Origin of the sequence: Ralstonia flaminis, assembly GCF_958415495.1 — a bacterium.
In the GTDB taxonomy this organism is placed as follows: Bacteria; Pseudomonadota; Gammaproteobacteria; order Burkholderiales; family Burkholderiaceae; genus Ralstonia; species Ralstonia flaminis.
Genome location: NZ_CATZLL010000016.1, coordinates 137375 through 152200 on the forward strand (window position 1 = coordinate 137375; position 14826 = coordinate 152200).

Here is a 14826-nt window from a genome sequence, read left to right on the forward strand (position 1 = left end):
GCTGGCATTGCGCCAACCGCGATTGGGTTGATCAACTTGAAGTCGGTAGCTGCCTGGCAGCGAGTGCCACCAGACCCATTCACTCTTCTCTTTGCCCGAGCCACTAGCCGAACCGGCAGCAACCCTCTCAAAGGGAAAGACCGAGACTATATCACATAATCTCGGTCTTGCAACAGCAAACTACTCAGCTGTTGTTTTAGATCACGCGTGCAGCTTCAAGCAGGCGCGACACCACCCACGACTTGGTGCGCGAGATCGGACGCGATTCCGTGATCTCAACCTTGTCGCCTTCGTTGTACTGGTTGGCTTCGTCATGCGCATGGTACTTCTTCGAGCGCACTACGTACTTGCCGTACAGCGGATGCTTGACGCGGTTTTCGACCAGGACCGTCACGGTCTTGTCCATCTTGTTGCTGACAACGCGACCGACGAGCGTGCGCTTCAGGGACGTTGCTGCTTCAGTCATTTCTGGTTCCCCTTCTGGCCCAGCACGGTGCGGACACGCGCGATGTCACGACGCACCTTCTTCAGCTGGCTGGTGTTCTGCAGCTGTTGCGTCGCCTTTTGCATGCGCAGGCCAAATTGAGCCTTCAGCAGCTCGGAGAGCTCCTGGTTCAGCCCTGCGACATCTTTGTCGCGCAGTTCGGATGCTTTCATGGTGTGTGCTCCTTACGTTCCGACCTGACGCACCACGAAGCTGGTCGCGATCGGCAGCTTGGCAGCAGCCAGGCGGAAAGCCTCGCGTGCCAGTTCTTCGCCGACGCCGTCCATTTCGTACAGCATCTTGCCCGGCTGAATTTCAGCCACGTAGTACTCCGGGTTGCCCTTACCGTTACCCATACGGACTTCGGCAGGCTTCTTCGAAATCGGCTTGTCCGGGAAAATCCGGATCCAGATACGGCCGCCACGCTTGATGTGACGGGTCATCGCACGACGGGCGGACTCGATCTGACGGGCGGTCAGACGGCCACGGCCCATCGCCTTCAGGCCGAATTCGCCGAACGAAACCGCGTTACCGCGCGTGGCGATACCGGTGTTACGGCCCTTCTGCTCCTTGCGGTACTTCCTGCGCTTAGGTTGCAGCATGTTTATTCTCCAGTCTTGGCGTCGGCGCCACCGCTACGGCGAGGAGCACCTGCACCAGCACCGCGGCGCTGACCGGACGGGCGACCTTCACCCTCACGGCGGCGACCTTCCGGGCGACCCGGACGGCGGCGGCGCTCGTCTTCCTTCGGCTCTTCCACGACGGGCGCATCGTTGCGACCCAGGTGGTCGCCCTTGTACACCCACACCTTGACACCGATGATGCCGTAGGTGGTTTCCGCTTCGGAGAAGCCGTAGTCAATATCGGCGCGCAGCGTGTGCAGGGGCACACGGCCTTCGCGGTACCACTCGGTACGGGCAATTTCGATGCCGTTCAGACGGCCCGAGCTCATGATCTTGATGCCCTGGGCACCCAGACGCATTGCGTTCTGCATCGCACGCTTCATGGCGCGGCGGAACATGATGCGGCGCTCGAGCTGCTGCGTGATCGAATCGGCGATCAGCTGAGCATCGACTTCCGGCTTGCGGATTTCTTCGATGTTCACGTGCACGGGCACGCCCATGCGTCGCTGCAGTTCAGCCTTCAGCAGTTCGATGTCCTCGCCCTTCTTGCCGATCACCACGCCCGGACGCGAGCTGTAAATGGTGATACGTGCATTCTTGGCCGGACGCTCGATGACCACGCGGCCCACCGAAGCGTTCTTCAGCTTCTTCTTCAGAAACTCGCGAACTTCGATGTCTTCCTTGAGCATGCCCGCAAACTGGGTGTTGTTCGCGTACCAACGCGAAGCCCAGTTACGGCTGACAGCCAGACGGAAGCCAGTCGGATGAATCTTCTGTCCCATCGTGACCCCTTAGTTGCCCAGCGTCACAGTGATGTGACAGGTTTGTTTCTCGATGCGGTTGCCACGGCCCTTCGCACGCGCGGTGAAGCGCTTGAGCGACGTTGCCTTGTCGATGTAGATCGACTTGACCTTCAGCTCGTCGATATCGGCGCCTTCGTTGTGCTCCGCGTTCGCGATGGCGGACTCAACCACCTTCTTCACGATGCCAGCCGCCTTCTTCGGGCTGAACGTCAGAACGTTGAGCGCGCGCTCGATCGGCAGACCACGGATCTGGTCAGCAACCAGACGCGTCTTCTGTGCGGAGATACGGGCGCCGCGATGAATCGCTTTAACTTCCATGATTGCCCCTTATCGCTTCGCTTTCTTGTCGGCAGCGTGGCCCTTGAACGTACGCGTGAGCGCAAATTCGCCGAGCTTGTGGCCAACCATGTTTTCCGTGACATACACGGGCACGTGCTGACGGCCGTTGTGAACGGCGATCGTCAAGCCGATGAAGTCCGGCAGAATGGTCGAACGACGCGACCAGGTCTTAATGGGCTTCTTGTCCTTCGTTTGCACTGCCGCCTCAACCTTTTTCAGCAGGTGGGCGTCAATGAAAGGACCCTTTTTTACGGAACGAGTCATATCTAAGCTCCTACCTACCGATTAACGCTTGTGACGGCGCTGAACGATCATGCTGTCCGTGCGCTTGTTACGACGGGTGCGGTAGCCCTTGGTCGGCGTACCCCACGGGGACACCGGATCACGGCCAGCAGCAGTCTTACCTTCACCACCACCATGCGGGTGATCGACCGGGTTCATCACCACACCGCGAACGGTCGGGCGAATACCGCGCCAACGTGTTGCACCGGCCTTGCCGATCTGGCGCAGGCTGTGCTCTTCGTTGCCGACTTCACCGATGGTCGCGCGGCACTCGATGTGCACGCGGCGCACTTCACCCGAGCGCAGACGCACTTGAGCGTAGATGCCTTCGCGAGCCAGCAGCACGGCGGACGTACCAGCCGAACGGGCAACTTGAGCACCCTTGCCCGGCAGGATTTCCACGCAGTGGATCGTCGTACCGACCGGAATGTTGCGGATCGGCAGGTTGTTACCGGCCTTGATCGGCGCTTCCGAGCCGTTGGCGATAGCTTGGCCAACCACAGCGCCCTTCGGGGCGATGATGTAGCGGCGCTCGCCATCAGCGAACAGCACGAGCGCGATGTTGGCGCTACGGTTCGGGTCGTATTCCAGGCGCTCGATCTTGGCCGGGATACCGTCCTTATCGTTACGCTTGAAGTCGACGACGCGATAGTGATGCTTGTGACCACCGCCCTTATGGCGCGTGGTGATGTGGCCGTTGTTGTTACGACCCGACTTCTGGAATTGCTTTTCCAGCAGCGGAGCGTGCGGCGCACCCTTGTGAAGGTCGGGGTTGACGACCTTCACCATCGAGCGGCGGCCCGGCGATGTCGGCTTGGTCTTAACGAGTGCCATGATTACTTGGCCTCCGCTTCAAAATTGATTTCCTGGCCCGGCTTGAGCGAGACATAGGCCATCTTCACGTGGTTACGACGACCCATGAAGCGACCGAAGCGCTTTTGCTTGCCCTTGCGGTTCAGGATCTGAACGGAAGCGACTTCCACCTTGAACAGCAGTTCAACGGCAGCCTTCACTTCGATCTTGTTGGCGTCGGGAGCCACTTCGAACACGACCTGTTCGTTCTTCTCGGCCACCAGCGTTGCCTTTTCAGACACCACGGGCGCCAGCAGCACCTGCATCAGGCGATGGTCGTTCTTGGCAACTTGCGTCATTTCAGCAACTCCTCGATCTGCGCGACGGCACCCTTCGTCACGAGCACCTTCTTGTAGTGCACGAGCGACAGGGGGTCAGCGTGACGCGGCTCAACCACGAGCACGTGCGCCAGGTTGCGCGATGCCAGGAAGAGGTTTTCGTCCAGGTTATCGGTAATCACGAGCACCGAATCCAGGCCCATGGCGCCGAGCTTGTCGGCCAGCAGCTTGGTCTTGGGCGCTTCGACGGACAGGCTGTCAACGACGTTGATGCGACCTTCACGGGCAAGCTGCGAATAAATCGAGCGCATGCCGGCGCGGTACATCTTCTTGTTGACCTTCTGCGAGAAGTTTTCTTCCGGGCTATTCGGGAAGATACGACCACCCCCGCGCCACAGCGGGGAGGAGCTCATACCTGCACGAGCGCGGCCCGTACCCTTTTGGCGCCACGGCTTCTTGGTCGTGTGCTTGACCTCTTCACGATCCTTCTGCTTACGGTTACCGCTGCGAGCGTTGGCCTGGTAAGCGACGACGATCTGGTGAACGAGGGCTTCGTTATAGTCACGGCCGAACACTTCCGGCGAGGCAGCAACGCCAGCGCCGAGTTGACCGTTGTCCTGGAGCAGCTTCAGTTCCATGCGTTTGCTCCTTATGCCTTCTTGACGCGAGCCTTCACGGCCGGCGTGACGATGACTTGACCGCCCTTGGCGCCCGGGATTGCACCCTTGACCAGCAGCAGCTTGCGCTCTGCGTCGATCTTGGCGATTTCCAGGTTCTGGACAGTACGGGTGACGTCACCCATGTGACCGGTCATGCGCTTACCCGGGAACACGCGGCCCGGATCCTGCGCCATACCGATCGAGCCTGGCACGTTGTGCGAACGCGAGTTACCGTGCGTGGCGCGGCCCGACGAGAAGTTGTAACGCTTGATGGTACCGGCGTAGCCCTTACCAATCGTCACACCCTGGACGTCGATCTTTTGACCGACTTCGAACAGGTCGACGCTGATGTTCGCGCCGGGCTGGAATTCAGCGGCACGAACGGCATCCACTCGGAATTCTTTGATAACTTCGCCCGCTTCCACGCCGGCTTTGGCGAGATGACCCGCCAGCGGCTTGGTGACGCGGCTGGCGCGTCGGGTGCCGAAGGTGACTTGAACCGCGGTATAACCGTCGGTCTCGTCCGTCTTGATTTGCGTCACGCGGTTGTCGCCGACCTCGAGCACGGTGACGGGAATCGAATCGCCGTCGTCCGTGAAAATACGGGTCATGCCAACCTTGCGACCTACAAGGCCAAGGCTCATGGTTTGCTCCATTCCCAGCTGCGATTGGCCGGGGCTGATTGATACTACGAATCTTGAACTGGACTGCGCCTAAAGAGACAGCGCGAGGCCAAATGGCCAGCCCACTCCCCTTGACTAAAGGGGTAGCCCTACACTATATCCCGCTCACAAACAATCTGCAAGCGCGATTACCGAATACGCGCCCGGGCGTCGTGCGCAGCGCAACATCCAGCGCCAAAAAGCGAAACGGCGAGCACTTGGCTCGCCGTTTGCCCGTTACCGGAGTGATCCGGCAGCGTTGTCTTGCTTACTCTTACTGCAGCTTGATCTCGACGTCCACGCCAGCCGGCAGGTCCAGCTTCATCAGCGCGTCAACAGTCTTGTCCGTCGGGTCGACGATGTCCATCAGGCGTTGGTGCGTGCGGATTTCGAACTGGTCACGGCTGGTCTTGTTGACGTGCGGCGAACGCAGAACGTCGAAACGCTGGATGCGGGTCGGCAGGGGCACCGGGCCCTTGACGATCGCGCCGGTGCGCTTGGCGGTTTCAACGATTTCAGCGGCCGACTGGTCGATCAGGCGATAGTCGAAAGCCTTCAGGCGGATACGGATCTTCTGGTTCTGCATGATGTTTCCTTAAAGAGCATGGCGGCCGGGCCGCCGGTAGATTGAAAGAGCGATGCAACAGGCGATGCGCCGCGCCCGTTACGGGGAGCAGCGCATCGATCCGCTTTTACTTGATGATCTTGGCAACGACGCCAGCGCCAACGGTACGGCCGCCTTCACGGATAGCGAAGCGCAGGCCTTCTTCCATGGCGATCGGGGCGATCAGCTTGACGGTGATCGACACGTTGTCGCCCGGCATGACCATTTCCTTGCCTTCCGGCAGGGCGATCGAGCCAGTCACGTCCGTCGTACGGAAGTAGAACTGCGGGCGGTAGTTGTTGAAGAACGGGGTGTGACGACCACCTTCGTCCTTCGACAGGATGTAGACCTCGCCCGTGAATTCCGTGTGCGGCTTGATCGAGCCCGGCTTGGCCAGCACTTGGCCGCGCTGAACGTCTTCGCGCTTCGTGCCGCGCAGCAGAATACCGACGTTGTCGCCTGCCTGACCTTGGTCGAGCAGCTTGCGGAACATTTCCACGCCCGTGCAGGTCGTCTTGTCGATCTTCGGCTTGTCGCCGTCCATGGCGATACCGACGATTTCGATTTCTTCGCCGACCTTGATCACGCCACGCTCGATACGGCCGGTCACCACGGTGCCGCGACCCGAGATCGAGAACACGTCTTCCACCGGCATCAGGAACGTACCGTCAACAGCGCGCTCCGGCGTCGGGATGTAGGTGTCCAGTGCGTCGGCCAGGTTCATGATGGCCACTTCGCCCAGCTCGCCCTTGTCGCCTTCCAGCGCCAGCTTGGCCGAACCCTTGATGATCGGGGTGTCGTCGCCCGGGAAGTCGTACTTCGACAGAAGTTCGCGCACTTCCATCTCGACCAGCTCCAGCAGCTCAGCGTCGTCCACCATGTCGCACTTGTTCAGGAAGACGATGATGTACGGCACGCCAACCTGACGGGCCAGCAGGATGTGCTCACGCGTTTGCGGCATCGGGCCGTCAGCGGCCGAGCACACCAGGATTGCGCCGTCCATCTGGGCGGCACCGGTAATCATGTTCTTGACGTAGTCGGCGTGGCCCGGGCAGTCAACGTGTGCGTAGTGGCGGTTGGCCGTTTCGTACTCGATGTGCGCGGTGTTGATCGTGATGCCGCGTGCCTTTTCTTCCGGCGCTGCGTCGATTTCGTCGTACTTCTTCGCTTCGCCACCAAACTTGGCGGACAGCACGGTGGCGATCGCCGCGGTCAGCGTCGTCTTGCCGTGGTCAACGTGACCAATCGTCCCAACGTTCACGTGCGGCTTGGTCCGCTCGAACTTTTCCTTTGCCATGTCAGCTCCTCAATTCGGAATTGGCTAATTGCTAGATTTAGATGTGGGCGACGCTCGTGCGCGTCGCCCAAAACACGTTGATTACTTCGTACCCTTGGCAGCCATCACAGCTTCGGCAATGTTCTTCGGTGCCTCAGCGTATTGCTTGAATTCCATGGTGTACGTGGCGCGGCCTTGCGTTTGCGAGCGCAGCGACGTCGAATAACCGAACATTTCCGACAGCGGGACTTCGGCCTTGATGATCTTGCCGCCGCCCACCATGTCGTCCATGCCCTGCACGATGCCGCGGCGGGACGACAAGTCGCCCATCACGGTACCCGTGTAGTCTTCCGGCGTTTCCACTTCCACAGCCATCATCGGCTCAAGCAGAACCGGGGTAGCGCGGCGCATGGCTTCCTTGAACGCCATCGAGCCGGCCATGCGGAACGCGTTTTCGTTCGAGTCCACGTCGTGGTACGAACCGAACGTCAGCGTGACCTTCACGTCCACCACCGGGAAGCCAGCCAGAATACCGGCCGGCAGCGTGTCGACGATACCCTTCTCGACCGCCGGGATGTATTCGCGAGGAATCACACCGCCCTTGATGGCGTCGACGAATTCGAAGTTCTTGCCAGCCTTCTTCGCCTCGTCGTCAGCCGGTTCCAGCGTGATCACAGCGTGACCGTACTGACCGCGGCCGCCCGACTGCTTGACGAACTTGCCTTCGACGTCTTCAACCTTCTTACGGATGGTTTCGCGGTAGGCAACTTGCGGGGCGCCAATGTTGGCTTCCACACCGAATTCGCGCTTCATACGGTCAACCAGAATTTCGAGGTGGAGCTCGCCCATACCCGAAATGATGGTCTGACCCGATTCTTCATCGGTACGTACGCGGAACGACGGATCTTCAGCGGCCAGGCGGTTCAGGGCGATACCCATCTTTTCCTGGTCAGCCTTGGTCTTCGGCTCGACAGCCTGCGAGATCACCGGCTCCGGGAACACCATGCGCTCGAGCACGATCGGGGCAGCCGGATCGCACAGCGTGTCGCCCGTGGTGGCGTCCTTCAGACCCACTGCAGCGGCGATGTCACCAGCCAGCACTTCCTTGATTTCTTCGCGCTGGTTGGCGTGCATCTGCAGAATACGGCCCAGACGCTCCTTCTTCTGCTTCACCGGGTTGTACACGGTGTCGCCCGAATTGATCTTGCCCGAGTAGACGCGGAAGAAGATCAGCTGACCAACGAACGGGTCGGTCATGATCTTGAACGCCAGTGCCGAGAACTTTTCGTTGTCATCAGCCTTGCGCTCGAGCTTCTTCTCGTTGTCGCTTTCGTCGGTGCCCTGGACCGGCGGAATGTCGACCGGCGACGGCAGGAAGTCGATCACGGCGTCGAGCATGCGCTGCACGCCCTTGTTCTTGAACGCGGTGCCGCACAGCATCGGCTGGATTTCGCAGGCGATGGTACGGTCGCGCAGCGCCTTGACGATCTCAGCACGGGTCAGCTCTTCGCCGCCCAGGTACTTTTCCATCAGGGCTTCGCTGGCTTCAGCAGCCGACTCGACCATCTTCTCGCGCCATTCGTTGGCAACGTCCACCAGATTGGCCGGGATGTCCTGGTACTCAAACTTCACGCCTTGGCTGGCTTCGTCCCAAATGATCGCCTTCATTTCCAGCAGATCGACGACGCCTTGGAAGCCGTCTTCAGCACCGATCGGCACCACCACGGGTACCGGGTTGGCCTTCAGGCGGGTCTTCAGCTGGTCGTAGACCTTGAAGAAGTTCGCGCCGGTACGGTCCATCTTGTTGACGAACGCCAGACGGGGCACCTTGTACTTGTTGGCCTGACGCCAGACGGTTTCCGACTGCGGCTGCACGCCACCCACTGCGCAGTACACCATGCACGCGCCGTCCAGCACACGCATGGAACGCTCCACCTCGATGGTGAAGTCCACGTGGCCCGGGGTGTCGATGATGTTGAAGCGGTGCTCGGGGTAGTTGCCGCCCATGCCCTTCCAGAAGGCGGTGGTAGCAGCCGAGGTGATGGTAATGCCGCGCTCTTGCTCCTGCTCCATCCAGTCCATGGTGGCGGCGCCATCATGCACTTCACCGATCTTGTGGTTCACACCGGTGTAGAACAGGATCCGCTCGGTCGTGGTGGTCTTGCCGGCGTCGATGTGAGCGGAAATACCGATGTTACGGTAGCGCTCAATGGGGGTCTTACGAGCCACGGTTAATCCTCAGATTCGTCAACGGGGCGCTGCCGGATAGCAAGCGCCCCTAATACAAATGGGCGAGATGTGCGCACACAGCCCGCCCAGCAACCAACAACGTGCGTGAGTCGCTTAGAAGCGGAAGTGCGAGAACGCCTTGTTGGCTTCTGCCATACGGTGCACTTCGTCGCGCTTCTTCATGGCGCCGCCGCGGCCTTCCGAGGCCTCGAGCAGTTCACCAGCCAGACGCAGGGCCATCGACTTCTCGCTGCGCTTCTTCGCAGCTTCCCGCAGCCAACGCATCGCCAATGCCAGACGACGCGACGGCCGGACTTCGACCGGCACCTGATAGTTGGCGCCACCAACACGGCGGCTCTTCACTTCGACCACCGGCTTGATGTTGCCGATTGCCAGCGTGAACACCTCGATGGGCGCCTTGCCTGCTTTCTTCTCGATCTGGTCGAACGCACCATAAACGATGCGCTCAGCCACCGACTTCTTGCCGTCCAGCATCAGGACGTTCATGAACTTGGCGACTTCCACATTGCCGAACTTCGGGTCCGGCAGAATTTCCCGCTTGGGGACTTCACGACGACGTGGCATCTTCTTTCCTTCTCTGTTCAGTTGAGAACCGCTTCGGTTCTCCGGCCACCAACTAGCTTGTCTTCCAACAATCTGAGCCGGGTGACCACTTACTCGACGGTGCCAGTGCGGTCAAAAAACGCACCGTTGTACCGCCTGCTCATGACAAGACCGTGACCGCAAACGCGGGCCGATCTCACTGACGACTTAGGCCTTCTTCGGGCGCTTCGCACCGTACTTCGAACGCGCTTGCTTACGGTCCTTGACGCCTTGCAGGTCAAGGGAGCCGCGCACGATGTGGTAACGCACACCCGGCAAGTCCTTCACACGGCCGCCGCGGATCAGCACGACGCTGTGCTCTTGCAGGTTGTGGCCTTCACCGCCGATGTACGAAATGACTTCGAAACCGTTGGTCAGACGCACCTTGGCGACTTTACGCAGTGCCGAGTTCGGCTTCTTCGGCGTCGTGGTGTACACGCGGGTGCACACGCCGCGACGCTGCGGGCAGTTCTCAAGCGCCGGGCTCTTGCTCTTCAGCTTTTCAGAGACGCGGGGCTTGCGAACCAATTGATTGATAGTTGGCATTGTTCAATCCAGCTTGGTTTTTGAAAAATCGCCGGACCACATGACGTGGCAGCCTCACATGTGAGGCAATCGGCGCAATCGGGTTTTGGAAGTGGCGAGCAGAACGCTCTAGAGAGAGGACCTGCGGGAACAGATCGAGACCAAAGAGCGCGAGCCCGTCTGGTTCAGATGCCTTGCACAGCGCTTTGCCGGGCATGGACGTGCGAAGCCAGAAGCCAAAAACTCGAATCTGGCACTATAGCGGGGTGTTCTGCAAGCGTCAAGCGCGCCGCCAGTCTGGCGACGCGTGGCGTGAGTCAGCAACCGCGCGGTGTGGCGCCGATGGCACGCGGGGCCGCACCGGGCCAGAGAAAGACAAGTGCTGCCGCCGACACAAACCCCAGCGCAAGCACCGAAACGCCGATCCAACCGGCACGCGCCCAGGCCACTCCTGCCAAACCACCGCCCGCCGCCGCGCCAAAGAAAAACGCGCCGGTGTACAAGCCATTCACACGCCCACGGATTTCCGGGGACAGCGTGTTGACCATGTAGCGACCGAGTGCCTGGTCACCAATGGCACCAAAATCCAACAGCAGCGCAGCGATCACCAGCATGGCCAGCATGGCGGGAACGCTCAAGCCCGGCACCAGCGCCGAGGCCAGCGCCAGCAACAGACCGGTCGCTGCACTGCCGTGCGCGAGCAGCGTGCCGAAACGTACCAAGCCGCGATCTGCCAGCCGCCCCGCAACGGGCGCGGCCACGACACCCGCCGCCCCACACAGCGCGAACATGCCGATCCCGTTTTGCGACAGATGGAACGGCGCTGCCGCCAGCCGCAGCGCCACGGCTGTCCAAAACAACGTAAAAGCGGCCATCAACAATGCCTGGGTGGCGGCCCGCCGGCGCAGCAACGGCTCACCGCGAAGCAAGCGGCCATACGAGCCCAGCAGCGCGCCGTACGACTGCGTGCGCGGCGGCGCAAAGGTCGGCATGACGCGCGGCAGGACCATCGCCAGCACAGCAATCGCCACCGCCGACGCGCCATAGAACGCGCGCCAACCCCATTGCGCCGCAATCAGGCTGGCTGCAGGACGCGACAGCAGGATGCCCAGATTCAGGCCGATCATGATGTCGCCGAGCACACGCCCGCGTCGGTGGTCGGCCGCCAAACGCCCCGCCAGGGCGATCAACATCTGGATGACGGTTGACGACAGCCCGATGGCAAACGCGGCCAGCATCAGCACCTGCCCGCTATGCGCCACGGTGGTCAGCGCGAGCGACGCGACCGCGCCCCACAGCGTGCGCGAGGCGAGCTTGCGGTTGTCCAGCAGATCGGTCATCGGCATGAGCAGCAACAGGCCGATGCCGTAACCGACCAGCGTGGCAGTCACCAGCAGCCCGGTGGCCGCCGTGGTCCAGCCGATGCTGGCGGCGATCTCGGCGACGAGCGGCTGGATGCCGAACAGGTTGACGACGATGAGCCCCACCGCAGCAGCGAACAATGGCGTCGCGCCACGCGGCAAGCGATCAGCGGGGGGATGAGACACGGCAACGTTGGGGGCTTCTGTCGTCATGATGGCAGGAAGAAAGGTCGAGACGCCTCATCGTAGCCAGCCAATTCGCGCAGATTAAGATAGCCTCTGGCGTCATATTGTTTCCAGAAACGCGCAAATATGGACCGGCTCTCTGACGTGGTGATCTTTGTACGGGTGGTGGAGTGCGGCAGCCTGTCAGCCGCGTCCGATGCGATGGGCGTATCGCGCGGGGTCATCAGCAAGGCGCTGGCGCGGCTGGAGGCACGGCTAGAAACGCGCCTGCTGCAGCGGACGACGCGGCGCCTGTCACTCACCGAAGCCGGTGCGGCCTTCTTCGAAAAAAGCCGTGAGGGCCTGGCGCTGGTGGATGCCGCCGAACACGCCGTGACCTCCCTGCGCGACGAGGCCCGCGGCACGCTGCGGGTGTCGGCGCCGGCGTCGTTTGCGGTGACGCTGCTGGCGCCGCTGCTGGGCGCGTTCCAGGCGCGCTATCCCGCCGTGCAGATCGATCTGGACATGAACGACCGCTACGCCGATCTGGTGGCGGGGCGCATCGACGTAGCGATCCGCATTGGCATGCTGGAGGATTCATCGCTCGTGGCGCGGCGGCTGGCGAGTTGCGCGCATGCCATCTATGGCGCGCCGTCGTACTTTCGCCAGCGCGGCATCCCGCAAACGCCGGACGATCTGCGTGAGCACAACTGCCTCGTCTACGCCAATTACGACGGGCCGTACGACTGGGTGTTGGCCGACCCAACCGGCCAGCGCCACATTGCGCACGTGAGCGGCTCCATGCTGGCCAACAACAGCCTCGTGCTGCGCGAAGCGGCGCGCTCGGGGTTGGGGATATCGCTGGGGCCTGCGTATCTGGTGCGCGAGGATATTGCGGCTGGGCGTCTACAGGCGGTGCTGACCAACTACACCGCGCGCGAGGTGCCGCTGCATGCTGTGTTCACGCAGCGCGTGCATCTGCTGCCAAAGGTGCGTGCGTTTGTTGACTTCCTGGGCGAGCACCTGACACGTACCGGCGTGATGGGGCCACTGCCAACACTGACTGCCTAGGCCTGCTCGCGGCATTTCTCCAGCACGTCGAGCAACGCCTGGCCGTAGCGGTCCAGCTTGGCCATGCCGATGCCCGGCAACTCCCCCAGCGCCTCGCGCGAGTCCGGATCGGTCTCGGCAATGCGGGCGAGCGTGCTGTCGTGGAAGATCACGTACGCCGGCACGCTGTGTTCGCGTGCCATCTGGGCGCGCCAGGCACGCAGCGCCTGCCAGCGCGCCTGCGCGTCGTCGGAGAGATCGGCGGCCGGATCGGCGCGGCGCTCCTTCTTGGCCGACGATGACGATGCGCCACGCACCTTCTCCGCCTGACGCCGCAGGATCACGGACTGCTGCCCCTTGAGCACGGGGCGCGCCGCATCGGTCAGGATCAGTGCGCCGTGACCGCCGTGGTCGACGGCAAACAAACCCTGCGCGACCAACTGGCGGAAAACGCTGCGCCACGCCGGCTCCGACAGCTCGCTGCCGATGCCGAAGGTGGACAGTGTTTCGTGGTGCCACTGCTTGATGCGCTCGGTGGCGTTGCCACGCAGGATATCGATGAGCTGGCCTGCACCAAAGCTCACGCGACTGGCCTGCTGCACGCGGTAGGCGCAGGACAGCGCCATCTGCGCCTCGCGCGTGGCATCCCAGGTTTGCGGCGGCGTCAGACACGTATCGCAGTTGCCGCACGGCTGGCTGCTCTCGCCAAAGTAGGCGAGCAGCGCCACGCGGCGGCACGTGGCGGCTTCGCACAGACCAAGCAGCGCGTCGAGCTTGGCGGTGGAGACGCGTTTGTGCACGTCGTCCGCCTCGGACTCGTCGATCATGCGCCGCTGCTGCACCACGTCGGCCAGGCCGTAGGCCATCCACGCATTGGCAGGCATGCCGTCGCGGCCGGCACGGCCGGTTTCCTGGTAGTAGCCCTCCAGGCTCTTGGGCAAATCCAGATGCGCGACAAAGCGCACGTCCGGTTTGTCGATCCCCATGCCGAAGGCGATGGTCGCCACCATCACAACACCCTCCTCCTTGCGGAAGATGGCCTGATGGCGGGCGCGCACGTCGGCGTCCATCCCGGCGTGATATGGCAGCGCGCGCAGGCCCTGCTCGGCCAGCCACTGCGCGGTTTCTTCCACTTTCTTGCGCGATAGGCAGTAGACGATGCCTGCATCGCTGGTATCGCCATCCATGTGCTCGGCGCGGATGAAGCGCAGCAGTTGCTGTCGCGCGCTGTCCTTCTCGACGATGGTGTAGCGGATGTTCGGGCGGTCGAAGCTGGAGAGGAAGACGCGTGCGTCGGTGAGCGCCAGCCGCTCGACAATTTCGTCGCGCGTAACGGCATCCGCCGTGGCGGTAAGCGCAATGCGTGGCACGTGCGGAAAGCGCTCGTGCAGCACGGAGAGCTGGATGTACTCGGGCCGGAAATCGTGCCCCCACTGCGACACGCAGTGCGCCTCGTCGATGGCGAACAGGCCGATGCGGGAGCGCTCCAGCAGATCGAGAAAACGCGGCGTCATCAACCGCTCGGGCGCGACGTAGACGAGGTCGAGCCGCCCCGCCGCCAGATCGCGCTCGACCTGCGCGGCCTCGGCGCCGGTGAGCGCGGAGTTGAGGTACGCGGCGCGCACGCCGGCCTCTTCCAGCGCGGCCACCTGGTCCTGCATCAGCGCGATCAGCGGCGAGACGACAATGCCCGCGCCCTGCCCGCGCCGATGCCGCACAAGCGCCGGGATCTGGTAGCAGAGGGATTTGCCGCCGCCGGTGGGCATCAGCACCAGGCAATCGCCGCCGTCGGCCACGTGGGTGACGATCTCTGCCTGCGGGCCGCGGAAGGCGCTGTAGCCGAATACATCGTGCAGCACGGCGTGCGTGGCGGCAGCGGTGTCTTCGGGTAGCGCCTGCAGCGCGTGGTCTATGGCGGGAGAGTCGTACATCGGGGCGGCGGAGTGCACGTGGTGTCACGCGCGGGCTGGGCGAAACCGCTATTGTGACAAACCCCGCCGCCGCGGTGGTCAATCAGGGCAATCGGATTGT

At 62.2% G+C, this 14826-nt stretch carries 18 protein-coding genes; 1 reads left to right on the forward strand and 17 read right to left on the reverse strand.

The window, feature by feature from the left end:
- Nucleotides 1-196: 196 nt before the first annotated feature.
- From rpsQ to R2N11_RS22060, 16 genes are all read right to left on the reverse strand, one after another.
- Nucleotides 197-466 (reverse strand): 30S ribosomal protein S17, encoded by a 270-nt coding sequence (gene rpsQ / locus R2N11_RS21985; protein WP_021197579.1) that lies wholly within the window; start codon nucleotides 464-466, stop codon nucleotides 197-199.
- Complete coding sequence (rpmC, locus tag R2N11_RS21990; RefSeq protein WP_004634481.1) at nucleotides 463-657, reverse strand: 50S ribosomal protein L29; 195 nt, start codon at nucleotides 655-657, stop codon at nucleotides 463-465. The genes rpsQ and rpmC overlap by 4 nt, the downstream gene beginning before the upstream one ends.
- A gap of 12 nt (nucleotides 658-669) precedes the next feature.
- Nucleotides 670-1086, reverse strand: coding sequence for a 50S ribosomal protein L16 (gene rplP / locus R2N11_RS21995; RefSeq protein WP_003264123.1), 417 nt, complete (start codon nucleotides 1084-1086; stop codon nucleotides 670-672).
- 2 nt (nucleotides 1087-1088) lie between these two features.
- Nucleotides 1089-1889, reverse strand: a complete 801-nt coding sequence (gene rpsC, locus R2N11_RS22000) for a 30S ribosomal protein S3 (protein ID WP_199033079.1) — start codon at nucleotides 1887-1889, stop codon at nucleotides 1089-1091.
- 9 nt (nucleotides 1890-1898) lie between these two features.
- On the reverse strand, nucleotides 1899-2228 hold the full coding sequence (rplV, locus tag R2N11_RS22005; RefSeq protein WP_003264117.1) for a 50S ribosomal protein L22: 330 nt from the start codon (nucleotides 2226-2228) through the stop codon (nucleotides 1899-1901).
- A 9-nt stretch (nucleotides 2229-2237) separates the two neighbouring features.
- Nucleotides 2238-2513 carry a 30S ribosomal protein S19 gene (gene rpsS / locus R2N11_RS22010; protein ID WP_004634478.1) on the reverse strand — a complete coding sequence of 92 codons (276 nt, stop codon included), beginning with the start codon at nucleotides 2511-2513 and terminating at the stop codon, nucleotides 2238-2240.
- 21 nt (nucleotides 2514-2534) lie between these two features.
- Nucleotides 2535-3365, reverse strand: a complete 831-nt coding sequence (gene rplB / locus R2N11_RS22015) for a 50S ribosomal protein L2 (protein WP_199033080.1) — start codon at nucleotides 3363-3365, stop codon at nucleotides 2535-2537.
- A gap of 2 nt (nucleotides 3366-3367) precedes the next feature.
- Complete coding sequence (gene rplW / locus R2N11_RS22020; protein WP_039598701.1) at nucleotides 3368-3682, reverse strand: 50S ribosomal protein L23; 315 nt, start codon at nucleotides 3680-3682, stop codon at nucleotides 3368-3370.
- Nucleotides 3679-4299 carry a 50S ribosomal protein L4 gene (gene rplD, locus R2N11_RS22025; RefSeq protein ID WP_021197584.1) on the reverse strand — a complete coding sequence of 207 codons (621 nt, stop codon included), beginning with the start codon at nucleotides 4297-4299 and terminating at the stop codon, nucleotides 3679-3681. Before rplD ends, rplW begins: the two co-directional genes overlap by 4 nt.
- 11 nt (nucleotides 4300-4310) lie before the next feature.
- Entirely contained in the window at nucleotides 4311-4964 is a 654-nt protein-coding gene (rplC, locus tag R2N11_RS22030) for a 50S ribosomal protein L3 (protein ID WP_316682369.1), read from the reverse strand.
- 292 nt (nucleotides 4965-5256) lie between these two features.
- Nucleotides 5257-5568, reverse strand: a complete 312-nt coding sequence (rpsJ, locus tag R2N11_RS22035; protein WP_004634473.1) for a 30S ribosomal protein S10 — start codon at nucleotides 5566-5568, stop codon at nucleotides 5257-5259.
- 106 nt (nucleotides 5569-5674) lie between these two features.
- The gene (tuf, locus tag R2N11_RS22040; RefSeq protein ID WP_199033345.1) at nucleotides 5675-6883 is read right to left on the reverse strand and encodes an elongation factor Tu; all 1209 of its coding nucleotides are present in this window, start codon (nucleotides 6881-6883) and stop codon (nucleotides 5675-5677) included.
- 81 nt (nucleotides 6884-6964) lie between these two features.
- Complete coding sequence (fusA, locus tag R2N11_RS22045) at nucleotides 6965-9091, reverse strand: elongation factor G (RefSeq protein WP_199032603.1); 2127 nt, start codon at nucleotides 9089-9091, stop codon at nucleotides 6965-6967.
- Between the two features lie 114 nt (nucleotides 9092-9205).
- The gene (gene rpsG, locus R2N11_RS22050; RefSeq protein ID WP_004634470.1) at nucleotides 9206-9676 is read right to left on the reverse strand and encodes a 30S ribosomal protein S7; all 471 of its coding nucleotides are present in this window, start codon (nucleotides 9674-9676) and stop codon (nucleotides 9206-9208) included.
- 186 nt (nucleotides 9677-9862) lie between these two features.
- Nucleotides 9863-10240, reverse strand: coding sequence for a 30S ribosomal protein S12 (gene rpsL, locus R2N11_RS22055; RefSeq protein ID WP_021197587.1), 378 nt, complete (start codon nucleotides 10238-10240; stop codon nucleotides 9863-9865).
- 296 nt (nucleotides 10241-10536) lie between these two features.
- Complete coding sequence (locus R2N11_RS22060; protein ID WP_316682370.1) at nucleotides 10537-11793, reverse strand: MFS transporter; 1257 nt, start codon at nucleotides 11791-11793, stop codon at nucleotides 10537-10539.
- Nucleotides 11794-11892: 99 nt separating this feature from the next.
- Between R2N11_RS22060 and R2N11_RS22065 the strand changes: the two genes are divergently transcribed.
- A complete protein-coding gene (locus tag R2N11_RS22065) occupies nucleotides 11893-12816 on the forward strand; it encodes a LysR family transcriptional regulator (protein WP_316682371.1) in 924 nt (307 codons plus the stop codon).
- Here R2N11_RS22065 and recQ read toward each other — a convergent pair.
- A complete protein-coding gene (gene recQ, locus R2N11_RS22070) occupies nucleotides 12813-14726 on the reverse strand; it encodes a DNA helicase RecQ (RefSeq protein ID WP_199032600.1) in 1914 nt (637 codons plus the stop codon). The genes R2N11_RS22065 and recQ overlap by 4 nt on opposite strands.
- Between the last annotated feature and the right edge of the window lie 100 nt (nucleotides 14727-14826).